The organism is Stutzerimonas balearica DSM 6083 (assembly GCF_000818015.1).
Classification (GTDB): Bacteria; Pseudomonadota; Gammaproteobacteria; order Pseudomonadales; family Pseudomonadaceae; genus Stutzerimonas; species Stutzerimonas balearica.
Window position 1 is genome coordinate 3,060,556 of record NZ_CP007511.1, and the last position, 24,128, is coordinate 3,084,683.

Sequence of the window (24,128 nt, forward strand, 5' to 3'; positions counted from 1 at the left end):
CAGGCGAGCCGGCTAGCGTCGCATCGAGGTGCTCACTAGCCGGCTCGCCTGTCTGGACACCACGCCAGCCCTCGATCGCGATGCGCTTCGCACGCCGCCGTCTCAACAGGTGGCTTCTACTACTTCAGTCACCTCCGTTCGCCTGTCCGCCTGCTTGCCGAGCTGCCAGCCGAGATAGCCCCAGAGCAGTGCGCAGAGTGCGCCGGCCACGGCGACCAGACCGGCGCCCTGCCCGAACATGTCCAGCGCCGTCTTCCCCCAACCGCTGACGGCATCGCCGGCGCGGTAGACGACGGTGTCGATGACGTTCTTCGCCTTGTACTTACTCTCCGCATCCAGCGGCGCGAAGAGCATTTCGCGGCCGGGTCGGACGAAGGCGTACTCGCCGATGCGGCGCACGATCATCAGCGCCGCGAGCACGGCGAAACTGGGCATCAGCGCGAGGCCGACAAAGCCGACGCAGACCAGCAGTGGCACGATGGCCAGCAGCACGCGCACGCCGAGTTTCTGCGCCAGGCGCCCGGTGATGAACAGTTGCGACAGCAGCGCGCCCCCCTGGACGACCACATCGATGATGCCGAACACGCGAACCTGGGCGGCTCGGTCGGGGAACAGCTCGGCCACAAGGCGCGCCTGCTCGAAATAGAAGAAGGTGGCTGTTTTCCTCAAGGCCGAGGGGCAAGAGCAGGCCTGACTCAGCGCAGGTCAGGGCTTGGGCAGATAACCCGGCAGAGCCTCCAGCCGCTTCATTCCAGCGCAGCTCTATCATGAACTAGTAAAGTAATAATCTCATCGACACTTGCCACAGTTTTGATATCTGGAGCAGCTGCGCGCGTCGCTGCAGACGGGTTGACCAAATAACTTTTATTCGCCATTCGCAACATCGCAAGATCATTAAAGGCATCGCCTACTGCCAACACATAACGCCTTTCATAAAGCGCCTGGGCCACGTGGTCTTCCTTACCGGCACGCTTATAAAAACTGCAATCCGTCACAAAGCCAAAACGATCCACATTCAGGCGATGACACATAGCTGGCGGCCCGCCTAACAAGTCGAAGAGCGGCTTTGCCAATTCGAGAAAGCAGTCAGAAATAATGTTTATCTCGTATTCATTAAAAGCAAGCTCATCAAGGAACTGTCTGGCGCCGGGAACAGGCTCGACATCGGATAATATTCGGCTGACACAGCTGAGTCTTAAGCCATTGCCACGCAGAACCGCAATGCGATTTCGCATCAACAAATTGTAATCTGGCACATCACGCGTGGTCAGTGCCAGGGAATCGATGCCTGTACGCTCGGCAATGATTGGCCAAAGCTCCGGGACCAAAACACCCTCTAGATCTATGCAGGCCAGTTTCATAAGCCTCTCCTGAATCATCGCCCAACGCCGGGCAATACTAAGCTCGCGCCAAGACCAATCAGTGCGGTACCAATAACCCGGTCAACAATGTGCTGCTTTCTCAGTATGCTTCTACGCAGAGCTTCAGCGGAAAAGAATACCGCTACTAAGCTAAACCAAACCAAGTGAGCCAAGGACATAAATATACCGTAAGCAAAATTAACGTATAGAGAGCTATCCACCCGTACTACCTGACTATAAGTTGCAACCACAAACAACATTGTTTTTGGATTGAGTGCATTAGTAAAAAAACCAGTTCGAAATGCTTTCCAAGCTGTCGACTCACGCCCGTCAGCCTCCCCTATCGTCAAGGCTCCAGCGTTCATCAACGATTTAATTCCCAAGTAAATGAGGTAGCCAGCGCCGAGCATCTTCATACTTATGAACAGCACGGGTGTGTGGGTAATTATTACAGCGACTCCGAAAACTGTGTAAAAAACATGGACCTGCACGCCACAAGCAATACCTAGCGCAGCCGTCAAACCATTCCGGCGCCCGAACGAGTAACTATTACGGGTCACCATGGCAAAGTCGGGACCAGGACTGACAACAGCTAGAATAGTAATGGCGGCCACCGCAAACAATTCGTTCATGTGCATTCTCCGAGGCGGTAAGACTAGCCTACCGCCAGGATTTATTAATCATCGCTTACTGAAGGTGATAACCAATACATCTCGATAAGCGGGCAGCTCTGGATCTATCTGAATGACCGGTGTTACACCATGCAGCACACGCTCGTCATTCACGATGGCGGCTTCCAACTCATGTGCAAGTGTAAGGCTGCTTAACGGCCGTCTATCACGGTCATAGATAGACGTTTCTCCATTAACGATGTTGACGCGATTAACCAGCATCATGAAAACGAAGTTCACCCCATCACGATGAACGCCTTCAGGAGTTGGTGAGGCTGGAAGCTGCGAGGCATTTATCCTGAACTGGTGAACCTCGATGTGCCAAGAATAATACGGGGCTAGGCTACTAAAACTGGCACAACATAGCTTCAATGCAGAGCGCAACACTTTCCCTTCGCTTATTTCGCCCTCTATCGGAGCAAAGTATCGGGGAATCCCGCCGTTGAGGCTGTTGTAGTCAGTGCTCTGAAAGTGCGGTTGGTGCGGCTCCATAACGGGGCACTGTATGCCAGGACCAGCACTGTATGTCCCATGTCGGCGGAAACGGTACGTGCCGCCATCGCGCATAAATGCATCCTGCTCAAGGCGATTCCAGCTCTCCTGAAAAGCATGCCAATCATCCATGACGTCTGGGTCCATTGCAGTCAACAGCTTGGTAGTCTTTCGGCCAGCAAGGAAAATGAAATCTTTTTGTGCTACTTTTTCGCACAGATTTCTAACCTCGGGCGACGGGCTAGTGAGTTGAGGGTGAAACATGACGGCATTTTGTATATCGCTTCGCATGTTATTCATAGGTCCTCCTGATGGACATACCACCGCTTTGACTCAAGTGGCAGCAGCAATCTTGCGGACCTACAAGCAATTAAAAAAACGATTTATCGTTTCTGATATCTGTGAGAAAACGTCGTCTATATGAATTTACCTCCGCTAGCTTCGTTTCGGTTTTTCACTGTTGCAGCCAAAACTCAGAGCTTCGTCAAAGCAGCTGAGCAACTGCACGTAACTCACGGCGCCGTTAGTCGTCAGGTGCGGCTGCTGGAGGATGCGATCGGGGTCGAGTTATTTGATCGGCGTAACAGGGCAATATTTCTCAACCAGGCAGGCCAACTCCTTCTTAACGTGACAGCACCCCTGTTCGATCAGCTGGAAGATGTGGTTTATCGATTGCAGCGGGAAGGTCGGGAAGACGTCCTTGTGCTTTCCTGTGAGCCCACCATCGCCATGAAGTGGCTGATCCCTCGACTACCTGCTTTTCATGAAGCACATCCGAACCTGCAAATCCAATTATTGGCCGCCGGCGGGCCGATTGATTTCGCCCGCTCAGGGGCTGATCTCGCAATCCGCCGCGATGACTTTCACTGGGGAAATTCTGTACACAGCGTGAAAATTTGCGAAGAGTGGATCGGGCCGGTTTGTACGCCGCCGAATACTCCCGACAAGAAACGGCTAGACAAATTAAGTCTGTTACACAGCAAGACTCGCCCGATGGCATGGGATAATTGGCTACGCCTTACGGGAGTCGATCTCTCTGGCTCTATAAAAGTCGACTATGAGCATTTCTACCTGTCCATTCAGGCGGCGACGTCAGGATTAGGAGTGGGCATGGCGTCCCTATTTATGGTTCAAGCCGAACTGGAGTCCGGCCAGCTAGTCGCGCCGTATGGCTTTATTAGAGACGGTTCAACATATTGCCTTTTATCACCCAAAGCTTTTGATGAAAGTTCCAAGTGCAATATATTCAAGAGCTGGATAACGGAACAACTTGATCACTACATTGAGCTTATGGGTGGTGAGCTGCCGCCAACAGCTAACTCGACGAGCAGCCCACATCCCGCGGTATTTTCTTATAGGCCATAACTCGGAATGCTGGCCGACAGCAGTTTTGTCAGTAGACCTGCCTACCTGATCGACACTCAGGGCCTGGGCAGATAACCCGGCAACGCTTCCAGCCGCTCGATCCAGCGGGCGACATGGCTGTACGGCGTGAGATCCACATCCCCTTCCGGCGCCAGCACCACGTAGGGGTAGACGGCGCAATCAGCGATGGTCGGCCGCCCCATCGCCAGCCAATCGTTGGCTTGCAGATGCGCATCGAGCACCCCGAGCACCGTTGGCGCCTTCGCCAGCGCCGCGGCCTTGTCCAGCGGGTAGCCGAACTTCTCCACCAGCCGCGCCGCGCACAGGCTGTGCTGGATCTCGTTGGCCGCGAAAGACAGCCACTGCACGATCTCGGCCTGCCCGCGGGCGTGCTCCGGCCACCAGGCCAGGCCGCCGTAAGTGCCGGCGAGGTAGACCAGAATGGCCTGCGAGTCGCGGACGATATGCCCGCCATCATCCAGAATCGGCAACTGCCCCAGCGGGTTCAGCTCGGACAGCGGCGGCTTCTTGTGCGCACCATTGGCGAAATCAACCGCTACCCGCTCCAGCTCGATGTCGGCCAGCGCCGCGAACAGCCGCACCTTGTAGCAGTTGCCGGATGGCCCCAGGTCATACAGTTTCATTGCGCATCTCCTCTGACGAGCTGATTGAATTCGAGAACGTTGCCGTCCGGGTCGCGGATGAACAGCGCGACCCGCCGCGGGCCGATGGGGTGCGGCCCTTCGGTGATGGCGATGCCCTCCTCGCCCAGCCAGCGCTGCAGCGCCTGGAGGTCATCGACGATGAACGCCGGATGGGTCATGCCCGGGCGCTTGATTGGCGCGTCCAGCAACACGTTGTGCGCATCGGCCGCACGCGCGCCGTTGAAGATCAGGTTGATGCGCACGCCATCCGGGCTGAGCATCTCGTTGGCCTCGAACAGCGGAAAGCTCGCGCTCTCGACGAAGCCCAGCGCCTGGTAGAAGGCCATGGCGCGGCGGCGGTCGCTGACACGGATGCCGATATGGTCGTAGGCCAGGATGCGCGAGGGGTTGGATGGTTGGGCCATGCTCCACACTCCGTAAGACTCTTGGCCCTGAAGTCTCGGCCCTAATGCGGGTTTCACCTATACCGTCGGCCTGACAACATCTATGCAGCAATCGCACAAATCCAGGGGTGGCAATGGACAAGCTCAAGGCAATGGCCAACTTCGTGCGCATCGTCGACAGCGGCAGCCTGAGCTCGGCCGCCGACGTCACCGGGCAATCCGTGGCCTCGGTAGTGCGCTCACTGGCCGCGCTGGAACGCTACCTCGGCGTGCGCCTGCTCAACCGCAGCACGCGGCGCATGGCCCTGACCGACGAGGGTGCCGAGTACCTGGCCTGGAGCCGGCGCATGCTGGCGGACTTCGCCGACATGGAACAGCGCCTGGAAGCCAGCGACGGCGCCGTCCGCGGCCTGCTGCGCATCACCGCGCCGGTCGAGTTCGGCCAGCGCTACATCGCGCCGCTGGTGAACGAGTTTCTCAGGGAACATGCAGAGATCCGGGTCGAGCTGAACCTGAGCGACCAGATCGTCCCGCTGCTCGACGAACGCCTCGACCTCGCCCTGCGCATCGGCCACCTGCCCGACTCGGCCATGGTCGCCCGGCAGATCGGCAACACCCGGCTGGTCACCTGCGCCAGCCCCGAGTACCTGAGCAGCGCCCCCGCCCTCGACACCCCGGCGGCGCTGGAGGACCACGCCTGCATCCTCTTCGCCGCCCAGGGCCGCCACTGGTACTACCGCCGCGGCGAAAGGGAACAGGCTGAAGAGATCACCCCACGCCTGACCTGCAACCAGATCCGCACCGCCCGCCTGGCCTGCGTGCAAGGCTTGGGCATCACCCGCCTGCTGCACTACCAGGTCGCCGATGAACTGGCTGATGGTCGTCTGGTAAGAGTGCTTAGGGAATACGAGCCGAAGGACCTGCCAATCCAACTGGTCTACCCGCACGCCTTGCAGCTATCGCCAAGGGTGCGGGCGTTTGTGGAGTGGGTTTGTCCGAGGCTGGAGAGGGGGTTGCCGGAGTTAGATGGTTAATAGAGGGCGGCTTTCGTAGAGGGCGGCTTTCGGCCATAACCAGTCAGTCGCGATAGGTATCTATCGACACGGAACTCCCAGTTGAAAGCGACATGAGCCAGCCCAGACGTAGTTATTTGAACGAAGCAGATTTCATCCCTTCGGCTCATTTAGCTAGTGCCCACGACCTGCACTTCATTTGGCCGGTCAGTGGAGACGGCTGCTGGAGTGATGATACTTGGCCGTGGTATGACTGTTTCTACCCCATAAATGCGGAGATCAGGGATGTCGAGTCTGGCTAACGGAGTGGTGTACGTAGACGATTTCGAAAAGTGGTTGAGCGAGCGAGGTCGCTGGCTACAGACAGCAGCAAAGAAGCTCATCGAGCAGAAGCGGCCGCCTAATGCGGAGGAGCTTGCCGAGCTAGTTCGCCTCTGCAAGCTCGAGGCTGCCAAGCAGCAGGATCCGGGATTCGCGAACGTAGCTCCGGGATCATTCTCTGCAGCAACCGTACGGCCGGTCGTTAGAGTTGAAGGGGTTAGCCAAGTCTTTGGCGTTAATGCGATCAAGCCGGGCGCGTCTCTTCAGTTCGGAGCGGGCGGCTTGACCGTGATTTACGGCCAAAATGGTTCGGGGAAGAGTGGTTATGCCCGGCTGCTCAAACAGCTCTGTGGGTCGCGCTCAAAGGATGAAATCCGTCCAAACGTCTTCAGCGATGAGGAGCACGCATGCAGTGCGCAATGCCGAATCACTATCGATGGCACCCCCCGAGATATCAACTGGCAGCCTAATGCCGAGCCGCATCCTCAGCTTAAACATGCGCAGGTATTCGATTCAAAGGCCGCGTCTCAATACATGGGGAAAACAGAGTCGAGCTACGAGCCCAGCAGCATGCGGTTCATCACTCTGCTCATTCAGGTATCGGACAAAGTTTCTGCGGAGTTGGCCTCTGAGAAGGCAAAGCTTGTCAGCTCCCTTCCACAGTTTCCCGCTGATCTGGCAGACACTGCGGGAAAAGGCTGGCTGGCCTCTTTGAAGGCTTCGGTCTCCGCCGAGAAAATTGAAGCGTATTGCCAATTCCCTAAAGAGTTGGATGAGGAACGGATCAAGGCTGAAGGCCTGCTGGCGGAAAAGGACATTGCGGGCAGACTAGTTTCCATTGGGAAAGAGAAGGTTGCGACCGACAGCATTAGGCAGGCGATGCGCACTCTGAAAGAGGGCCTGTCGGATGAGAAAGCTGCTGCGCTATTCAAGTCGAAGAGTGATGCAGCGGTAGCTAGGAAGGCAGCCAATGACGTCGCGCAACAGGCTTTCGCCAATGCGCCTCTCCAGGGCGTTGGCGAGGCTGCTTGGATGCTGATGTGGGAGCAGGCGCGCAACTACTCAGTTGCTAATGCTTACCCTGCCCACGAGTTCCCTGTGACCTCGGATGGTGCGCACTGCGTGCTATGCCAACAGGTGCTTACGGCAGACGCCGCATCACGACTCAAGAGTTTCGAATCATTCGTTACTGCCGGCCTCGAGACTGCGGCAAAAACTAAAGAAAGCGCTAATGCAGCTCTTGTTGCGGAAATAGTCCAGTTACCATCCATTGAAGATTGGATCTCAAGATTGGCTCAGCTGCAGTTCGACGAACTGGTTGCTCGTAGCTGGTATGAGTCATTGAAAAGCAGGCGTGCTCAGTTTGTTGAATGTGCTGCTGCGGTCGACCTATTGAGATTCGACTGGGAAGCTATTGATAATGCCTTGGAAAAGCGCGCTGCCGATCTGCTCGTAGAGGAAGCCGACCTTACTCAACTGCAGCAAGATGGTAAGCGGCAAGAGCTCGAAAATCGGGTGAGGCAGCTCAAGGCGCTACAGTGGTTATCCGAGAACAAGCCGGCCATCCTAGCGGAGCGTCAGCGGCTGGCCTCGATGGAGCTGCTGGATAAAGCTGCGAGGCTGACCGCAACCAATGCTCTGACGACCAAGCGCAATGAGCTCGCGAAAACTGAACTTGACGCTGGCTATCAGGCTCGTTTTGCTGCCGAGTTGAAAATGCTTGGTGGTAGTCGGTTACCCGTGGCACCGCAGAGCAAGGCTCAAGGAAAGGGGGTAATCACCTTTGGACTCACTCTTGTCGGGGCTCGGGTAAATCATTCACCTGAGGTCGTACTCAGCGAGGGTGAAGCGCGAATCGTCGCATTGGCTGCGTTTCTGGCAGATACAACTGGCTCTAACCAGCTAGCTCCTTTCATCTTCGATGATCCGATTTCCTCCCTGGATCAGGACTTCGAAGAGCGGGTTGTGGCCAGGCTTGTTGAGCTGGCGAAGACTAGACAGGTCATCATCTTCACGCACCGCCTATCGTTGATCGCTCTGGTCGAATCTGCGCTCAAAAAGCATGCGGAGAACCCAGGCAACCAAAAGATCAACCACACAGTGCTATCGCTTCGGCGGTTGAATAAGGTCGCGGGAATCTTGGCGCAGCACAACTTGCGTGATGCCAGGCCCGACAAGGCTATTAATGTAATTCGAGATCAGGTTATTCCGCAGCTAAAAAAACTTCAGGCTCAGGCCGATGCGGATGGATATGACCTGGCCGTGAAGAGTGCCTGTAGTGATTTCCGGATTATCCTTGAGCGGACGGTTGAGTTCATCCTTCTGCACGATGTCGTTGCTCGATTCAGAAGGGATGTCATGACCAAAGGGAAATTAAGAGGAGTCGCCAAGGTTACGGCTGTCGACTGCGATTACCTTGATCGGCTGATGACCACTTACTCAATGTACGAGCACTCACAGGCAGATGAACTGCCTCAAGTCCCAGTTGAGCTCGACGTTTTCGAGCAAGATGTGTTGGAGCTGGTAACGTGGATGGATGAGTTCAAGGAGCGCGTTGTATAGGGTATTTGCCGATAGGTGAGCCGTGCCTGTAGTCGCGGCTCACCTGCTGTGATGGCGAGGTCAAGTTCTAAGTCTCTGGTTATCGGGGCGAATGTCCCGTTCTGGCCGTTAGCAGCCGTGCCTTTCCCTAAAACGTGTCAGACAGAGCAGCCAGAAATCACTTCCCTCACGCCCCACTCGAAGCCGCCAACCGCACCCCAAACGCCACCAGCACCCCACCCGTCAATCGGTCCAGCGCCCTGGTCAGCGCAGGCCGGCGCAACAGCGCCCCGAGCGGAATCGTCGCGGCGATCAGCACGGCGAACCAGGCCAGGGACAACAGCACGTGCAGGCACGCAAGGAAGAACGAATAACCCGCCACATCGGCGCCGAGCGGGACGAACTGGGGCAGGAAGGTGACGTAGAACACGCCCACTTTCGGATTCAGCAGGTTGGTCAGCAAGCCGCGCCAGAAGGCCTGGCCGCTCGCTGCAGAGGGCCTCTCGGCCGGGCCTGAGTCGAACGAGGCGCGCGGGTTGAACAGCAGTCTGGAGCCGAGCCAGATCAGGTAGGCGGCGCCGGCGAACTTGACCACCGTATAGGCCAGTTCCGAGGCCTGCAGCAGCGCACCCAGCCCGAGCGACACCGCCACACCCCAGGCCAGGCAGCCCAGGCAGATGCCCGCCGCGGCCAGCACGGCCTGGCGCCGCCCTTCCAGCGTGGCGGTGCGCAGCACGATGGCCGTATCCACGCCCGGCGTGACGGTCAGCAGCGCGGCGGCTGCAGCAAAGGCGAGCAACAGCGGAAGGTCGATCATCGGTAGTGCTCCCTGGTTTCGTAGCCTGTCGGCCGAACACTGGAGGGCAGGCGGCGTGACGGGAACTGCCGGTGTTCGGGGCGGCCTGATGTGCGTTGTATCAGGCAAGCGTGTTAACGGCCAAATCGCCAATTTCGTGCAAGTCGGCGCTCCCTGGGTGGCGTCGCGGTGGCGCATCACGCTCACGGTGGGCTATAGGATGACGACAAGCCCCCTGCTCCCGGAGCCATCATGACCCGCCCCACCGTAAGCGATAAACGCGCGGCCTTTCGCGAGATGCACCGCGCGGGGTGCTTCCTGCTGCCCAACCCCTGGGACGCCGGCGGTGCTCGCCTGCTCGAGCGCCTCGGCTACCGGGCCCTGGCAACCACCAGCGCAGGCTATGCCTGGTCTCAGGGCCAGGCGGACGGGCAACTGTCACGCGACGATACCCTGGCGCACATGCGCTACATGGCGGCCATGAGCGACCTGCCGATCAACGCGGATTTCGAGAGCGGCTTCGGGGCCACGCCCGAGGCGGTCTTCGACAGTGTCAGCCTGGCGCTGGAGACCGGCGTGGCGGGCCTGTCCATCGAGGATTCGACCGGCGATCCCGCCCAGCCGGTGCGCGACAAGGCGCAGGCTGTCGAGCGCCTGCAGGCGGCGCGCGCCGCCATCGATGCCGGCGGCGGCGACACCCTGCTGGTGGGGCGTGCGGAAAACTACTTCGTCGGCCGCCCCGACCTGGACGACACGGTCGAGCGCCTGCTCGCCTATTCGCAGGCCGGGGCCGACTGCCTGTACGCGCCGGGTCTCAGGACGCGGGAGGAAATTCAGACGGTCGTCCAGGCCGTCGCGCCGAAGCCGGTGAACGTGCTGATCGGCTGGAACAGCGAGCTGACGGTCGAGGCGCTGGCCGAGCTTGGCGTCAGGCGCATCAGTGTCGGCGGAGCGCTGGCGCGCGCGGCCTGGGGCGGGTTCATCGACGCGGCGCGGAGGATGATCGAACAGGGCCGGTTCGATGGCTTCGGCGGCACGCCCTCGGGCGCCGAACTCAACGAGCTGATGCGCCACACGGAACCGCGCTGACCGGGCAGGCCGGCTCCGTCGCCCAGGTACCGGCAGGCGGCTTTCCGCTCGGGCGCTAGCCGTGGCCCTCGGCCAGCCTGCGCTCGGCAGCGTGCAGATCGTCGAGGCGATCGATGTCCAGAGCGATGCCGGGGTCAGCCACCGGCAGCTCGAGCACGCCCCCGGCGCGGCGGTGCGCCTGGACCACGGCTTTCGCTCCGGCATCCCCAGCAAGCGCCGCCAGCGCGGTGAAGCAGCCACTGGCAAAACCGACCGGATGCCCCGGCCGGCCCTGGAACGTCGGCACGACGACGGCGTGCCCGGCCAGCCCGGCGGCCACCGCGGCGATCGTCTCGGCCCGGACCAGCGGCAGGTCGCCGGGCAGGATCAGCCAGCCTGCGGCATCGGGCGTTGCGCGCACGCCCATGGCGATCGACTCGCCCATGCCGGAGGTCCCGCCCGGCGGCCGCACCAGCTGTGGCTCGAAGCCGGCGCGGCGCACGGTCTCGAGCACATGCGCCAGCACCGGCCTGCCGGCAAGCGGTGCGTCCAGCTTGTGCATGCGCCCGCCGGACGCGATGAAGCGCTCGCCGCGGCCGGCCGCCAGCACAATGACACTGACCGGGCCGGCGGCGGGTTCGGCTGAAGCCATGTGCGTGCTCCTTTACAGAGGGGAAAGGCGCTCAGTAGAGGCGCTTTTCGATATCGACATCCCGGAGCAGGATATCGCCGAACGTCGCCTCCCCTTCGCCATGCTGGAACAGGCTGACCCCGATCAGCCAGACCCGCCGGATGCGTGCTGGCGGCTCGCCGCCAATGGCGGTGCGGTAGTGGTCCAGTATGTTCTGCTCCTCGCTCAGCCACTGGCCGAGATCGGCGGTGCCCGAACGCACCACGACATGCGTCTCGCGGTCGTGCCAGCCGGGCAGCGGGCAATGGAAGTGCGTGCCTTCGGGAATCCCGGCTCCAGTAGAAGGTGAGGTCGCGGCCGTTGTCGAACTCCACGGCGATGCTCAGGTAGTCGTGGGTGTGGATCTGGTCTTCGGCGACCGACGAGGGCAACCGGTCGACCTTCCACTTCCAGCTCAGCGTGGTGTTCGCGCTCAGCGGCAGGTCGGCGTCTTTCTGCAGGATGGAGACATCGTCACGGGTATGCAGGCGGATGGCCTGTGTCGGCGCCCGACCCGCCTGGGCCGGCGTGACAGCGGAGAACACCGTGGACGGCCCCAGCTCCCAGAGTTCCTGCCAGCCACCAGGCAAGGGCGCACGCGGTGTACGCAGGCGCGCCAGCTCGCGGCTGGCCCAGTGCGCGGCGTCGCGACCGGCCGCCGCCTGGCCCAGCACCTCGGCGACATCGGTGCCGGGCCGCCAGTGGATGATGCCGACATTGACGCCGCCGCCCTCGTCGGGGTTGAACGCGGGCGGCTCGCCACGGTAGCGGCCGCTGGCATCGAGCCAACGGTCGCGCGGGTAGAGCTTGAGCTGCAGGGGGCCGTCCTGCTCCACCGTGAAGCTCTGGGTGTCGTGCAGCGCGCGGAAGATCGGCCCCCGCTCGCCGATGCGTGCCCAGGTCGCCAGCTCCGCCGAGTAGCGGATGCCCAGCGCCCGGGAGACCTCAACGCCGCCCTCGAGCACGAAGGTCAGCCGATCGCCGGCCTTTACCTGCAGGCCGGTGTCCAGCCAGGACCCGACGCGCCAGGACAAGTACAGCGCGCGCAGCCCGAGCACCGCCTCGCCCGCCAGCGGCGCCGCGATGTCGGTTAGCTGGGCCTCGAATTGCGCCGGCGTCGACACAGAGCCGGTACTGGCGAGGGGCTCGAGCGGGATGGTGTTTGTCATTGTTTTTCCTCCGTGCGGGTGCGGACGCCTGAGCCTGGCTTTCGGCGCCAAAGTACGATGTCCGGATGCTAGGGCCGGCTGCTAGCGTGAGGCTTGTAAAAACGAGCTGACCTGAGGAGCCCGGGCATGCTGCCTTCGCACCTGCTGATGTGGCCGGACATGCTGCTGTACTTCGGCCCGCTGCGGCATCTGGACAGACGCGTCAACGGCGCCGCGGTGCTCATGGTCGGCCTCTATCGCCCGCTTGTGCTGCAACTGGCGGGCACCGCCCTGCCCTGCCGGGCCGTGGTGGTACCCGCCGGTGTGGCGCATGCGGTGGATGCACAGGGTGGCGTGCTGGCCAAGCTGTTCGTCGAGCGCGACAGCGGGCTGTACGGGCGTTTCGTGCAACGCTTTGCCTGGCGCCCCGGGCAATGCGCGCTACCGCTGCACGATCCCGTGCTGATCGATACGCTGACCGCGCTCTACGAAGAGGCGCCGAGCAAGGAGCAGACCCGGCAGACCCTGCTGGCGCTGATGCCCGCCGCGAGCGATGCAGCCGCCGCGGGCCGCCTGACGCCGGTATTCGAGCTGTTGCGCCAGGAGGGCGACGTCAACCACGCGCTGGCACAGGCCGCCTCGCTGGTGCACCTCTCTCCCTCGCGCATGGCGCACCTGTTCCGTGCCGAAACCGGCATGAGCTACCGCGGCTTCCGCATCTGGAAGCGCCTGCTGCTCGCCGCCGAGCACCTGCAGCGGACGGACTGCCTGACGCGGGCGGCCGTCGATGCGGGTTTCGCCGATGCCAGCCATTTCAGCAATTGCTACAAGCGCTATATCGGCGCCACCCCCGCGCAGGTCTTTCGCAGCCTGCAGCGGTTCGAGCGCTGACTGTCGCGGGGGGCACCTGGACGCAGCTTGCTATCGCTGACGGCCGATGACCAATACCATGCCGCGGGCGTGACGACCCGACGGTTCGTTGGAACACTCTCGCTTGCTTGTAGTCCGCTCAAAGACAGATGCGTAGCGCGCTGTCCGCTTGTGGGCAGCCGCGTTGCTTCGCTCGGCCGATCAGGAGGGATGCTGATCGGACTACCCCATCAGAAAGGCGCAATAACGACATGGCAGGCGGAACCGCGGAAGCAAATCGCATCCTTCTCGGCATGCGCGACAGTGCGGAACGACGCGAACTCGCCACCTGGCTGACGGTCGAGGGCTACCACGTCGGCCACTGCACCGACCAGGCGGGCCTGGCACAGCGGATCGACGCGACGGTAGAGGTGGTGATACTCGCCGACGAGCTGGCAGCGGGGCCATTGGATGAGGTGAACGCCGCGCTCGAGAGGCTGCCAGCTGGCAGTGCCATCCCGTTCATTCTGCTGAGCCGCGACGCCGAGCCCTATGCCGCGCTCAGGGCCCGTCTGCCAGCGGCAATCAACGACTTCGTGGTGCTGGAAGAGCCGGTCTGGCCGGCCACCCTGCTGAGTTGCCTGGCCACCTGTCTGCGCCTGCACCAGCAGCAGCGCGCGCACCACGCCGAGGTGATCGAGCGGGCCGACCAGCGGGCCCGTTTCGAACGACTGATCGTGAATCTGCCGATCGGCGTCAGCTTCATCGACACCCATGGCAACACCCTGCTCAGCAACCCCAAGTACGACGAATACGTGCCCAACCGGAAGATTCCTTCGGCGGCGCTCGAGCGGGCACGCCGCTGGGTCGGGCTGGACAGCCAGGGGCAGGTCATACCGCCAAGCCAGTACGTCGGCGCCCGCGCCCTGCGCGGCGAACAGGTCAATGGCCAGGACTACCGTTACTACCCCGAGGAAGGCGGCGAGCGCTGGCTGCGCCTGAGCGGCGTGCCGCTCTACGACCACGCCGAGCAGTTGATGGGCGCGGCCGTGGTGATCATCGACGTCGACGCCGAGCGGCGCAACGAGGTCATGCTGCGCCAGTTCAACCATGCGCTGGAGCATGAGGTCGACCTGCGCACCCAGGCCCTGCAGGAGGCCCTCGACCGACTGACCGTGGAGATCCAGGAACGCAACCACGCCGAGGAGCTGCTGCGGCACTCGCAGAAAATGGAAGCGGTCGGCCAGCTCACCGGGGGCATCGCCCATGACTTCAACAACATGCTGACCGGCATCATCGGCGCGCTGGACCTGATCCGCATGCGCCTGGACGCCGGGCGCCACGACGACCTGCCGCGCTACCTGGACGCGGCGCACGGCTCGGCACAGCGCGCCGCGGCACTGACCCAGCGGCTGCTGGCCTTTTCCCGGCGGCAATCGCTGCAGACACGTCCGACCGAGGTCAACGCCCTGATCAGGGCGATGGCCGACCTGCTGCAACGCAGCCTGAGCGAGACCACCGGCTTCGAACTCGAGCTGGACGAGGCGGCGGGCCTTGCGCTGGCCGACCCCAACCAGCTGGAGAACGCGCTGCTGAACCTCACGCTGAACGCCCGCGACGCCATGCCGGGCGGCGGCACGCTGCGCATCGAGACCAGCCGGCTGCGGATCGACGCTGAACAGGCGGCGCAGCACGCTGTGCCAGCTGATGAATATGTGCGCTTGAGGATTATCGATACGGGCGCCGGCATTGCCCCGGGACTGCTCGACAAGGTGTTCGAGCCCTTCTTCACCACCAAGCCGCTGGGCCAGGGCACCGGGCTCGGGCTGTCGATGGTCTATGGCTTCGTTCGCCAGAGCGGCGGCTTCGTCAGCGTCGACAGTCGCCTGGGCCAGGGCACCGTCATTGCGCTGCACCTGCCAGCGGCGGCGGCCGATGTGCGCGAAGTGCCGGCCAGCCGTGAGCCGCGCAAGGCGAGCGCGGGGGATGGGCAGTCGATTCTGATCGTCGAGGATGACGATGCCGTGCGCCTGCTGTTGCAAACCGCGCTCGAGGACCTCGGCTATCAGGTGCATCTGGCCGCTGACAGCCAGCGCGCGCTCAGCCTGGCCGCCCGCCTCGACTCACTCGACCTGCTGCTCAGTGACGTCGGCCTGCCCGGGCTCAACGGCCGCCAACTGGCCGAAATGCTGCAGCAGGAGCGCCCTGGGCTGCCGGTGGTGCTGATCACCGGCTACACCGAGCAGGCCAGCAGCCGTGCCGAATTCCTCGGCCCGGGGATGCGCCTGATGACCAAGCCGTTCACCCTCGAGCTGCTCGCCGAAACCGTGGCCGGCGCACTCGCCAGCCCGGCCCTGGCCTAGCCCTACTGCTCGCTGCGCACGGCCTGGCCGATCGCATAGAACTGCCCGCCCGCCACGTGGTGCAGCGTGCGCCAGGCGGGATCGACATCCTCGAACCGCCAGCGGCCGTCACGGAACACGCGGCCATCGGCCCAGGCCGCCTCGACCTCGCCAATGAACAGATCGTGGCATTGCTGGTTGTGCGGCTCGCAGAGCAGCCGGCAGGCGAGCCAGGCCGCGCAGCCTTCGACGAAGGGCAGCGCATGCCCCGGTTGCTCGAAGGTCGAGACGCCGAAGCGGGCGAGCTTGTCGGGCATGTCGGCCAGGCTGTGGCTGCCCACGCCGACGACCAGATCGAGCTGGGCCCGCGTCGGCACCTGAATCACGAAGCGCCCGCTCGCCTCGACCAGTGCGCGGGTGCGGGTGGCCTTGTCGAGCACGACGGTCAGCTTCGGCGGCTGGAAGTCCAGCGCACAGGCCCAGGCTGCAGCCATGACGTCGTCAACGCCGGCGTGCCGCGCCGAGACCAGGACGGTCGGCCCGTGGGTGATCAGCCGGTACGCCTTGTCGAGCGCGACCGGCGCGATGAATTCATGCATCTGCCTCTCCGACTCAGGGCTGCGTCTGCGCCCATTGCTTGTTCAGGCGCTTGTCCGAGACCGGTATCTTCGTGCCCAGCTGCTGCGCCCAGAGCGAGACGCGATACTCCTCGAGCATCCAGCGATACAGGGCCAGTTCCGGGTCGCGCTTGCCTTCCTGCTGGTGCTTGTGCAACCGTGCCTGGTACTGCTCCCAGTAGCCGGCCAGCTCGCCGGACCAGACCCGGTCGCGCTGCAGCTGCGCGCCGATCTTCTCGAAGCGCTGCTCGATGGCCTTCAGATAGCGCGGATACTCCTTCAGCCACTCGGCCGGCGTCTCGCGAACGAAGTGCGGATAGACCAGGTTGGCGAGCTGCGCCTTGATGTCGTTGAGCGCCACCGCCTGGGCCAGGTCGATCTTGCCCTTGAAGCGCTTCTGCAGGCCGTGCCAGTGCTTGAGGATTTCCAGCGTCAGGCGCGCCAGCCGTTCGGCATGCGCGGCCCAGTCGCCGCGCTTGCGCTCGGCCAGGGACGCCAGCGCGGCGCCATCACGCGGTAGCTGGGCTTCGCCGTCGAGGATGCAGCTGTCCAGGCTGGCCAGCAGGATGTCCTCGACCAGCGCATCGACCTTGCCCATGTCACGGTAGAGCAGGCCCAGTTCGGTGAGCCCCGGCAGCTTGTTGCGCAGGTACTTGGCGGGTTCCGCCAGCTGTTGCAGCAACAGGCGCTGCAGGGCGCGGCGGTGCTGCCAGTCGGCCTCGGCCTGGGTCGGGAAGCGCGCCTCCTTGACCACCCCGCCCTCCTCGACCAGCGCCGGGTAGACCGTCATCGACAGGCCGGCCATCTTCGCCTGCGCCTTTTCCGCGACCTGGGCAAAACCCTTGGCCTCGACCGGCTTCTGCTCGGCCTTCTGCTGCGGCGGCTCCAGCGCGGCCTGGCTGGCCTCGGCGAAGCGCGCGGTCAGCTCGGCCAGGTCGCGGCCTTCGCCGAGGAACTTGCCGCGCGCATCGACCACCTCGATGTTCATCTTCAGGTGGCTTTCCAGCCCGGCAGCGGCCTCGGCCCAGGCCTCATCCGGCACACGGGCGCCGGTCATGCGGGTGAGCTCGCGGCCCAGCGCCTCGGGCAAGGCGCCTTCGCCAAAGCTGATCTTGGCCAGCGCCGCGCCGACGAAGTCCGGCACCGGCACGAAGTTCTTGCGGATCGCCTTCGGCAGGCCGCGCACCAGCGCGATCGCCTTGGCCTCGATGAGGCCGGGCACCAGCCAGTCGAGCCGCTCGCGGCGCAGTTGCGGCAGCAGCGGCGCCGGCACGCGCAGGGTCACGCCATCGCGCGGGTGGTTGGGTTCGAAGTGGTATTCCAGCGGCAACTGCAGCTCGCCGATGCGCAGGTGGTCCGGATACTGCGCGGCGGTGACTTCGCGCGCCTCGCGGGCGAGCACGTCTTCCTCGCGCATGATCAACAGCTGCGGGTCTTTCTGGCTCTCGCGCTTGTACCAGTTCTCGAAACCGGCGGTCTGGTAGATGTCCGCTGGCACACGCGCATCGTAATAGCCGAACAGGGTTTCCTCGTCGGCGAGGATGTCGCGGCGCCGTGCCTTGGCCTCCAGCTCGTCCATGCGCTCGAGCAGCTCGCGGTTGGCCGCCAGCGCGCGGGCACGGCTGTTGATCTCGCCACGCACCAGGCCTTCGCGGATGAACAGCTCGCGCGCCGCCGGCGGGTCGATGGGCCCGTAGTGCACCGGGCGGCGGCCGACCACGATCAGCCCGTAGAGCGTCACCTGTTCGTAGGCCACCACCTGGCCGCGCTTCTTCTCCCAATGCGGCTCGAAGTGGTTCTTCTTGACCAGGTGGCCGGCCAGCGGCTCGATCCACTCCGGTTCGATCTTGGCCACCATGCGCGCGAACAGCTTGGTGGTTTCCACGAGTTCCGCGGCCATCAGCCAGTTGGGTTTCTTGCGCCCGATCACGCTGGAAGGATGCACCCAGAAGCGTCGCTGGCGAGCACCGAGGAAGTCGCCCTCCTCGGTCTTGTTGCCGATCTGGCTGAGCAGGCCGGCGAGGATCGCCTTGTGCACCGCGGCGTAACCCTTGGCCTTCTGCGCGGCCTCGCTGGCTTCGGCCTGCTGGGCCAGCTTGGCATTGACGCGCTTATCGGTGGTACGCACCGGCTCGCCCGTGGCGCTGTCGTAGGAGCGAGCTTGCTCGCGAACCGGCCCCCCAGTGTTGCCACCTTCGCGAGCAAGCTCGCTCCTACGTGAGTCCGCAAGGGCGCGGCCATCGCGGCCACGCGCTTCGGCACCGAGCTTGAGTTCGCGCACGATCAGCGTCAGCTGGCGATGGGCGTCGCGCCACTCGCGCAGGCGCAGGTAGTTGAGGAAGTTCTTCCGGCACCAGCTGCGCAGCGCGTTGGAGCCCAGCGCCTGGCGTTGCTCCTCGAAACCGCGCCAGAGGTTGATCAGTGCGGCGAAGTCCGAGTCCGGGTCCTTCCATTGCGCATGGGCCTGGTCGGCGGCCTGCTGGCGGTCGGCCGGGCGCTCGCGCACATCCTGCACCGACAGCGCGCTGGCGACGATTAGCACCTCGGCCAGGCTGCCCTGCTGCGCGGCTTCGAGCAGCATGCGGCCCAGCCGCGGGTCGATCGGCAGGCGCGCCAGCTGGCGGCCCAGCGGGGTCAGCTGGTTCTCACGGTTGACCGCCGAGAGCTCCTGCAGGAGGTTGAAGCCGTCGCTGATGGCCTTGCCATCCGGCGGCTCGATAAAGGGGAAATCCTGGATATCACCCAGGCGCAGATGCAGCATCTGCAGGATCACCGCGGCGAGGTTGGTGCGCAGGATCTCCGGATCGGTGAATGCCGGCCGACCGAGGAAATCCTCCTCGCTGTACAGGCGAATGCAGATACCCGGCTCGACCCGCCCGCAGCGGCCCTTGCGCTGGTTGGCGCTGGCCTGGGACACGGCCTCGATCGGCAAACGCTGAACCTTGGCGCGGTAACTGTAGCGGCTGATACGCGCGGTGCCGGAATCGACCACATAGCGGATGCCCGGCACGGTCAGCGAGGTCTCGGCGACGTTGGTGGCCAGCACGATCTTGCGCCCCGGTCGCGGCTGGAAGATCTTCTGCTGCTCGGCCGGCGTCAGCCGCGCATACAGCGGCAGCACCTCGGTGAACTTCAGATTGGCCTTGCGCAACACCTCGGCGGCGTCGCGGATTTCCCGCTCGCCAGGGAGGAACACCAGCACGTCACCAGGACGCTGCCCAACGCTGCGCTCGTGGGCGGCAATCTCGTCCAGCGCGGCGAGGATGCCCTGGTCGACGGTGAGGTCGTCCTCAATGCGGTTGCCGTCCTCGTCGATCTCGGCGGCCAGCGGGCGATACCAGGTTTCCACCGGGTAGGTGCGCCCGGAAACCTCGATGATCGGCGCGTCGTTGAAATGTTTGCTGAAGCGCTCCAGATCGATGGTCGCCGAAGTGATGATGACCTTCAGATCCGGCCGGCGCGGCAGCAGCGTCTTCAGGAAGCCCAGCAGGAAGTCGATGTTCAGCGAACGCTCGTGGGCTTCGTCGACGATGATCGTGTCGTACTTTTCCAGAAAGCGATCGTGCTGCGTCTCGGCCAGCAGGATGCCGTCGGTCATCAGCTTGATCAGCGTGCGCTCGGTGCTCTGGTCCTCGAAGCGCACCTGATAGCCCACCAGCTCGCCCAGCGGCGCACCGAGCTCCTCGGCGACGCGGGTGGCGACGCTGCGCGCGGCCAGGCGCCGCGGCTGGGTATGGCCGATCAGCCCGTGTACGCCCCGGCCGATCTCCAGACAGATCTTCGGCAGCTGGGTGGTCTTGCCCGAGCCGGTCTCGCCGGCAATCACCAGCACCTGATGCTTTTCCAGCGCGGCCTTGATCTCGTCGCGCTTGGCGGCAATCGGCAGCGCATCGTCGTAGCGAATGGCCGGCACGCTCTGTCGGCGCGCCTCGACCTTGGCGGCGGAGGCCTGGAAGCGCTCGAGCCAGCCGGCGAGTTTCGCCTCGTCCGGCTTTTTCCTCAGCTCATGCAGCTGCCGGCGCAGGCGGTGGCGGTCGGCGCTGAAGGCGTGGTCGAGATTCTTGTGCAGGGTGTCGAAGGCGGGCGTTGCGTCGGTCATGGACAGCCATGGGCAATCTGTGAAGGACGCGATTGTCGCAGATTGCCAGGCTGGCCGCAGGGCCTGGCGGACCGCTGGACCGCGCCGGCGCACCGGCGCGGTGTTCAGACGCTAGCGGATCCAGTGACCCCAGCGCGACTTCTCCTGCACCTGCTGGCTGCGCAGCATCCGCTGGTTGGCGGCCGCGGCGATCTCGTCATCGATCGCCTTGGTCGACAGCGACAACCAGCTGGTGGCGAACGCCAGCGCATCGCCGTGCAGCTCCAGAGCTTCGCGGGAGATGTTGCCCAGGTCGTCGCACTCGCTGTGATAGCAGGGGTCGTAGGCCTGCCCGGCCGCCCCGCCATAGCGCTGCGCCTGCTCCTCGCTCTTGATGCCTTCGGCACCGGTGAACAGGCCGCCGAACGGAATGCCGACCTCGAAGAACTGTGCGTAGTCCGAGCGGAAGTCGATCTCGGTGCCCTCGGACGGCTGGTTGCGCAGGTCGAAGTACGCCCGCAGCAGGCGTTCGATGGCCGCCGAACCGGGCGGGCCCTGCAGACCGAAGTCCGAGCCGTCACCGTCATAGATGAAGTTCGCGAAGTTCGGCGAACCCACCATGTCGGCGTTCAAATAGGCCTTGATCCGCCCGCGCTCGTCCTCGGAGAGCTGATTGACGTAATAGGTCGAACCGACCAGCCCCGACTCCTCGGCACCCCACCAGGCGAAGCGCACCTTGTTCAGCGGATGCGCCTTGCCCATCAGCACGGCCATCTCCAGCAGCGTGGCGCTGCCCGAACCGTTGTCGTTGATGCCCGGCCCCTCGAACACCGAGTCCAGGTGCGCACCGACCATCACCACGTTGTCCGGGTTGCCGCGGCGGGTCTCGGCGACCACGTTGTAGGTCTCCGTCCGCTCACGCACCACGTCGGTGGTCATGGCCAGCTCCAGGCCATCGGTCTGCGCCCAGGTCGCACCGTTGTCGTAGGTGGCGAAGAGCACCGGAATGCCACCGGCATAGTCCTCGCCGAGGGTCGCGCTCATCAGCCCCTTGCGATCCTCGGTGTCCCCCTGGTTGAAGATGATCACCCCGGCGGCCCCGGCATTGGCGGCGTTGGTCGCCTTCTCGCCAAAGGTACAGGTGCCGCGCTGCACCAGGGCGATGGCACCCGCCGGGAAGTTGGCGAAGTCCTCCGCCTCGCAGCCGCTGGTCGAGGTGTTACCGGCCCCCAGCGCGACATCGACCGCCACCGCGGGGGCGGTCACGCTGCCCGGATCGGTCTGTTCGAGGTAGGTGAAATCTTCTTCCCAGACGTACTGGGTCTGCTGCGGCGCGACGCTGGCCAGCATGCCGGGGCCGCTGGGGTAGAACGCCAGGAAGGGAAACGGCTGGACCTGCACGCGATAGCCGGCGCGCTCGAGCGTGCGCCGAACGTAGTCCACCGAGGCCTGATAGCCCGGCTGGCCGGACGCGCGGTTGCCGCCATTGCTGGTAGCGATGTTCTGCAAAGATTCCAGGCGCGAGAGGATGTTCTCGGCCTGCATGCAGCGCGGCAGGCCGAGCGGCGTGCCGACCATCAGCGGCGAACGGCACAGGGCGCGGTCCAGCTTGCCGGGGCTCCAGAAGTCATGGAAGCGCTCGGTCTGCGCGTCCGGCGCGGCCAGGGCGGAGGCGGCGGCAACCGCCAATGAGAGAGAAACAACTACCCGAACGACATTATTTTTCTTGTGCATCGGTAACTGTCCTAGACAAGTTGATGGGTAGGCCGCACAGGCATACACCACCATTCCCCGCGGACAGCCAGGGAAGCGGCCATGGAGAGCTAGACCGGGGTCGATGTCGTTGCGTTCAGGCGAGTCGCCGGCCGGTAGCACCGCCGGTCGGAACGGAGGGAACTCGCGATTTCCTGACCGTCGGGCCAGCTCGGCGGCGAGCATTGCGCCCGCCGCCCTGGAGTCAGACGCGGAACTGACGGACCAGGCCCTGCAGACGCTCGGCCAGCGCATTGAGGTCGCGCGCGGTCTGCGCCCCCTGCGAGGCATCGCTGGCCACGCCATCTACGGCATCGGCGATATGGTGCACGCTGCGGTTGATCTCTTCGGCAACGGCCGTCTGTTCCTCGGCGGCACTGGCGATCTGCGCGTTCATCGAGTTGATGGTGCCGATCAGCGCGGCGATGGCGTCGAGCGACTCGCCGGCCTGATTGGCCTGCTGCTGGGTGCTCTCGCCCTTCTCGCCGGCGCGCAGCATGGTCGAGACGGTATGGGTGGTGGCGCTCTGCAAGCGGTCGATCATGCCCTGGATCTCGCCGGTGCTCTGCTGCGTGCGGCTGGCCAGCGCACGCACCTCGTCGGCGACCACGGCAAAGCCGCGCCCGGCCTCACCCGCGCGCGCCGCCTCGATCGCTGCGTTGAGTGCGAGCAGGTTGGTCTGCTCGGCGATCGCGCGAATCACGTCGAGCACGCCGACGATACCCTTGACGTCCTGCTGCAGCCCCTCGAGCGATTCGCCGCTGCCGCGCAGTTCGCCGACCAGCTCGTGAATCTGGCGGATACTCTGATCGACCACCTGCTTGGCCAGCTGGCCCTGCTGATCGGTCTCGCGGGCGGCTTCAGCGGCGCGCTGGGCACTCATCGCCACTTCACTGGCGGCGGCCGACATCTCGTTGATGGCCGTGGCCACCTGGTCGGTTTCGCTGCGCTGGCCGGCCATCGCCTGCTCCGAACGCTGCGCCTGGGTGGCGACCGCACCGACCAGACCGGTGAGCTGGGTGGTGGTGCCCGCCACTTGCTGCACCAGCGAGTGAATCTTCTCGACGAAGCGGTTGAACGAGCGCGCCAGTTCGCCGAGCTCGTCCTCGCTGGTGATCGGCAGCCGGTGGGTCAGGTCGCCATCGCCTTGCGCCATGTCGTCGAGGTTGCGTTTGATCAGCAGCAGCGGGCGCAGCAGCGCATTGCTCATCAGCATCGCCAGCAAGCCGATCACCGCCAGCAAGGCGACCGCCGAGCCAAGCATGATGCCGACCAGGGTGTCGATGCGGTCCTGGAACTCGGCGCGCGCGGCCTGTACGTCACGCTCGACGCCGTCGAGGTTGAGCGCCGTACCGAAAATCATGTCCCACTTGGGCAGGTGCAACGAATAGCCGACCTTCGGCACGATCACCTTGTCGGCGCCGAGCACGAAGCTGTAGTGCACGTAGTGGCTGCCGTCGACGCCGGCCTTGACCAGCTCGCGGATGGGATAGTTGCCCTGAGCATCCTTGAAGTCATAGAAGCTCTGGCCGACCTTGTCGCCGGTGTTGCCCTGGAAGAGCCGCACGGTCTTGGTGTCGTAGCCCCAGAAGTAGCCTTCCTTGCCGTAGTTGAGCTCCTGCAGCACGGCAACGGCTTCGGCGCGAGCCTGCATGTCCTGCGCGGCAGAGGCTTCGTAGATCGGCTTGATCGCGTTGTAGGCGATGCCGACGTAGTGCTCCAGCTCGGCCTGGCGATCGCGGATGAGGCTCTGGCGCGTCTGCACCTCCTGCGCTTCGGCCAGGTGCTGCAGGCGCAGCACGGTGATCCCGCTGAGCAGGATGGTCAACAGCAGGATCGGCCCCAGGGCCAAGAGCAGCAATTTGGTTCTAAGACGCAGGTTCGAGAGCATGTCGTTTATCCCTAAGGCTCACAAGGCGGCCGTGCCGCGCAAAAGGCATCGCCTATAGTTGTCGACCGGAACGGCTCTTTTCTTAACCTCGATCAGGAAAAACCG

General features: G+C 63.7%; 19 protein-coding genes and 2 pseudogenes. 7 read left to right on the forward strand and 14 right to left on the reverse strand.

Annotated features, from left to right (window positions below; genetic code table 11):
• Positions 1 to 102: 102 nt before the first annotated feature.
• The 4 genes and pseudogenes from CL52_RS14075 to CL52_RS20755 form a co-directional block, all read right to left on the reverse strand.
• A pseudogene (locus CL52_RS14075) lies at positions 103 to 654 on the reverse strand (MFS transporter); the annotation flags it as partial.
• 92 nt (positions 655 to 746) lie between these two features.
• A complete protein-coding gene (thrH, locus tag CL52_RS14080) occupies positions 747 to 1,361 on the reverse strand; it encodes a bifunctional phosphoserine phosphatase/homoserine phosphotransferase ThrH (protein WP_041106724.1) in 615 nt (204 codons plus the stop codon).
• A gap of 14 nt (positions 1,362 to 1,375) precedes the next feature.
• Positions 1,376 to 1,993 carry a LysE family translocator gene (locus tag CL52_RS20750; protein WP_074519811.1) on the reverse strand — a complete coding sequence of 206 codons (618 nt, stop codon included), beginning with the start codon at positions 1,991 to 1,993 and terminating at the stop codon, positions 1,376 to 1,378.
• A 48-nt stretch (positions 1,994 to 2,041) separates the two neighbouring features.
• Positions 2,042 to 2,824 (reverse strand): 2OG-Fe dioxygenase family protein, encoded by a 783-nt coding sequence (locus CL52_RS20755; RefSeq protein WP_269151289.1) that lies wholly within the window; start codon positions 2,822 to 2,824, stop codon positions 2,042 to 2,044.
• 120 nt (positions 2,825 to 2,944) lie between these two features.
• On the opposite strand from CL52_RS20755, the gene CL52_RS20760 reads away from it, so the two are divergent.
• Positions 2,945 to 3,889, forward strand: a complete 945-nt coding sequence (locus CL52_RS20760) for a LysR substrate-binding domain-containing protein (protein WP_074519813.1) — start codon at positions 2,945 to 2,947, stop codon at positions 3,887 to 3,889.
• Positions 3,890 to 3,945: 56 nt separating this feature from the next.
• Here the strand turns inward: CL52_RS20760 and CL52_RS14085 are convergent, their stop codons facing one another.
• Both CL52_RS14085 and CL52_RS14090 read right to left on the reverse strand, forming a co-directional pair.
• Positions 3,946 to 4,533, reverse strand: a complete 588-nt coding sequence (locus tag CL52_RS14085) for a glutathione S-transferase family protein (protein ID WP_041106726.1) — start codon at positions 4,531 to 4,533, stop codon at positions 3,946 to 3,948.
• A complete protein-coding gene (locus tag CL52_RS14090) occupies positions 4,530 to 4,958 on the reverse strand; it encodes a VOC family protein (RefSeq protein WP_043221383.1) in 429 nt (142 codons plus the stop codon). Before CL52_RS14090 ends, CL52_RS14085 begins: the two co-directional genes overlap by 4 nt.
• Positions 4,959 to 5,071: 113 nt before the next feature.
• Between CL52_RS14090 and CL52_RS14095 the strand changes: the two genes are divergently transcribed.
• Together CL52_RS14095 and CL52_RS14100 are read left to right on the forward strand one after the other, a co-directional pair.
• Positions 5,072 to 5,971, forward strand: a complete 900-nt coding sequence (locus tag CL52_RS14095; protein WP_043221384.1) for a LysR family transcriptional regulator — start codon at positions 5,072 to 5,074, stop codon at positions 5,969 to 5,971.
• A gap of 264 nt (positions 5,972 to 6,235) precedes the next feature.
• Complete coding sequence (locus CL52_RS14100; protein ID WP_041106732.1) at positions 6,236 to 8,833, forward strand: AAA family ATPase; 2,598 nt, start codon at positions 6,236 to 6,238, stop codon at positions 8,831 to 8,833.
• A 166-nt stretch (positions 8,834 to 8,999) separates the two neighbouring features.
• Here CL52_RS14100 and CL52_RS14105 read toward each other — a convergent pair whose 3' ends face one another.
• Complete coding sequence (locus tag CL52_RS14105) at positions 9,000 to 9,629, reverse strand: LysE family translocator (protein WP_043221386.1); 630 nt, start codon at positions 9,627 to 9,629, stop codon at positions 9,000 to 9,002.
• A gap of 231 nt (positions 9,630 to 9,860) precedes the next feature.
• On the opposite strand from CL52_RS14105, the gene CL52_RS14110 reads away from it, so the two are divergent.
• Positions 9,861 to 10,697, forward strand: coding sequence for an isocitrate lyase/PEP mutase family protein (locus tag CL52_RS14110; protein WP_043221388.1), 837 nt, complete (start codon positions 9,861 to 9,863; stop codon positions 10,695 to 10,697).
• A 55-nt stretch (positions 10,698 to 10,752) separates the two neighbouring features.
• Here CL52_RS14110 and CL52_RS14115 read toward each other — a convergent pair whose 3' ends face one another.
• The 3 genes and pseudogenes from CL52_RS14115 to CL52_RS21645 form a co-directional block, all read right to left on the reverse strand.
• Positions 10,753 to 11,328 carry a nucleotidyltransferase family protein gene (locus tag CL52_RS14115; RefSeq protein WP_043221390.1) on the reverse strand — a complete coding sequence of 192 codons (576 nt, stop codon included), beginning with the start codon at positions 11,326 to 11,328 and terminating at the stop codon, positions 10,753 to 10,755.
• Positions 11,329 to 11,359: 31 nt separating this feature from the next.
• Complete coding sequence (locus tag CL52_RS21640; RefSeq protein ID WP_256363839.1) at positions 11,360 to 11,572, reverse strand: DUF3047 domain-containing protein; 213 nt, start codon at positions 11,570 to 11,572, stop codon at positions 11,360 to 11,362.
• A 127-nt stretch (positions 11,573 to 11,699) separates the two neighbouring features.
• Positions 11,700 to 12,020, reverse strand: a pseudogene (locus CL52_RS21645) (DUF3047 domain-containing protein); the annotation flags it as partial.
• Between CL52_RS21645 and CL52_RS21510 the strand changes: the two are divergent.
• From CL52_RS21510 to CL52_RS14130, 3 genes are all read left to right on the forward strand, one after another.
• On the forward strand, positions 11,982 to 12,440 hold the full coding sequence (locus tag CL52_RS21510; RefSeq protein WP_235366431.1) for a hypothetical protein: 459 nt from the start codon (positions 11,982 to 11,984) through the stop codon (positions 12,438 to 12,440). The pseudogene CL52_RS21645 and the gene CL52_RS21510 overlap by 39 nt on opposite strands.
• A gap of 201 nt (positions 12,441 to 12,641) precedes the next feature.
• Positions 12,642 to 13,385 carry a helix-turn-helix domain-containing protein gene (locus CL52_RS14125; RefSeq protein ID WP_043221392.1) on the forward strand — a complete coding sequence of 248 codons (744 nt, stop codon included), beginning with the start codon at positions 12,642 to 12,644 and terminating at the stop codon, positions 13,383 to 13,385.
• Between the two features lie 230 nt (positions 13,386 to 13,615).
• The gene (locus tag CL52_RS14130; RefSeq protein WP_043221393.1) at positions 13,616 to 15,706 is read left to right on the forward strand and encodes a hybrid sensor histidine kinase/response regulator; all 2,091 of its coding nucleotides are present in this window, start codon (positions 13,616 to 13,618) and stop codon (positions 15,704 to 15,706) included.
• A gap of 2 nt (positions 15,707 to 15,708) precedes the next feature.
• Here CL52_RS14130 and CL52_RS14135 read toward each other — a convergent pair whose 3' ends face one another.
• The 4 genes from CL52_RS14135 to ctpM form a co-directional block, all read right to left on the reverse strand.
• Positions 15,709 to 16,284, reverse strand: coding sequence for a flavin reductase family protein (locus tag CL52_RS14135; RefSeq protein WP_043221395.1), 576 nt, complete (start codon positions 16,282 to 16,284; stop codon positions 15,709 to 15,711).
• Positions 16,285 to 16,297: 13 nt separating this feature from the next.
• Positions 16,298 to 20,401, reverse strand: coding sequence for an ATP-dependent RNA helicase HrpA (gene hrpA / locus CL52_RS14140; protein ID WP_043221397.1), 4,104 nt, complete (start codon positions 20,399 to 20,401; stop codon positions 16,298 to 16,300).
• A gap of 111 nt (positions 20,402 to 20,512) precedes the next feature.
• The gene (locus tag CL52_RS14145; protein ID WP_043221399.1) at positions 20,513 to 22,114 is read right to left on the reverse strand and encodes a M28 family metallopeptidase; all 1,602 of its coding nucleotides are present in this window, start codon (positions 22,112 to 22,114) and stop codon (positions 20,513 to 20,515) included.
• A 223-nt stretch (positions 22,115 to 22,337) separates the two neighbouring features.
• Positions 22,338 to 24,023: a methyl-accepting chemotaxis protein CtpM gene (gene ctpM, locus CL52_RS14150; RefSeq protein WP_043221401.1), complete on the reverse strand. Its 1,686-nt coding sequence runs from the start codon at positions 24,021 to 24,023 to the stop codon at positions 22,338 to 22,340.
• Positions 24,024 to 24,128 lie beyond the last annotated feature (105 nt).

Bases quoted from the DNA above. Each gene is read 5' to 3' on its own strand.
- CL52_RS20750 (WP_074519811.1), bottom strand. From the start codon at position 1,993: ATGAACGAATTGTTTGCGGTGGCCGCCATTACTATTCTAGCTGTTGTC.
- thrH (WP_041106724.1), bottom strand. From the start codon at position 1,361: ATGAAACTGGCCTGCATAGATCTAGAGGGTGTTTTGGTCCCGGAGCTT.
- hrpA (WP_043221397.1), bottom strand. From the start codon at position 20,401: ATGACCGACGCAACGCCCGCCTTCGACACCCTGCACAAGAATCTCGAC.
- CL52_RS14145 (WP_043221399.1), bottom strand. From the start codon at position 22,114: ATGCACAAGAAAAATAATGTCGTTCGGGTAGTTGTTTCTCTCTCATTG.
- CL52_RS20760 (WP_074519813.1), top strand. From the start codon at position 2,945: ATGAATTTACCTCCGCTAGCTTCGTTTCGGTTTTTCACTGTTGCAGCC.
- CL52_RS14100 (WP_041106732.1), top strand. From the start codon at position 6,236: ATGTCGAGTCTGGCTAACGGAGTGGTGTACGTAGACGATTTCGAAAAG.
- CL52_RS14105 (WP_043221386.1), bottom strand. From the start codon at position 9,629: ATGATCGACCTTCCGCTGTTGCTCGCCTTTGCTGCAGCCGCCGCGCTG.
- CL52_RS14095 (WP_043221384.1), top strand. From the start codon at position 5,072: ATGGACAAGCTCAAGGCAATGGCCAACTTCGTGCGCATCGTCGACAGC.
- ctpM (WP_043221401.1), bottom strand. From the start codon at position 24,023: ATGCTCTCGAACCTGCGTCTTAGAACCAAATTGCTGCTCTTGGCCCTG.
- CL52_RS14135 (WP_043221395.1), bottom strand. From the start codon at position 16,284: ATGCATGAATTCATCGCGCCGGTCGCGCTCGACAAGGCGTACCGGCTG.
- CL52_RS14085 (WP_041106726.1), bottom strand. From the start codon at position 4,533: ATGAAACTGTATGACCTGGGGCCATCCGGCAACTGCTACAAGGTGCGG.
- CL52_RS14130 (WP_043221393.1), top strand. From the start codon at position 13,616: ATGGCAGGCGGAACCGCGGAAGCAAATCGCATCCTTCTCGGCATGCGC.
- CL52_RS14125 (WP_043221392.1), top strand. From the start codon at position 12,642: ATGCTGCCTTCGCACCTGCTGATGTGGCCGGACATGCTGCTGTACTTC.
- CL52_RS20755 (WP_269151289.1), bottom strand. From the start codon at position 2,824: ATGAATAACATGCGAAGCGATATACAAAATGCCGTCATGTTTCACCCT.
- CL52_RS14110 (WP_043221388.1), top strand. From the start codon at position 9,861: ATGACCCGCCCCACCGTAAGCGATAAACGCGCGGCCTTTCGCGAGATG.
- CL52_RS14115 (WP_043221390.1), bottom strand. From the start codon at position 11,328: ATGGCTTCAGCCGAACCCGCCGCCGGCCCGGTCAGTGTCATTGTGCTG.
- CL52_RS14090 (WP_043221383.1), bottom strand. From the start codon at position 4,958: ATGGCCCAACCATCCAACCCCTCGCGCATCCTGGCCTACGACCATATC.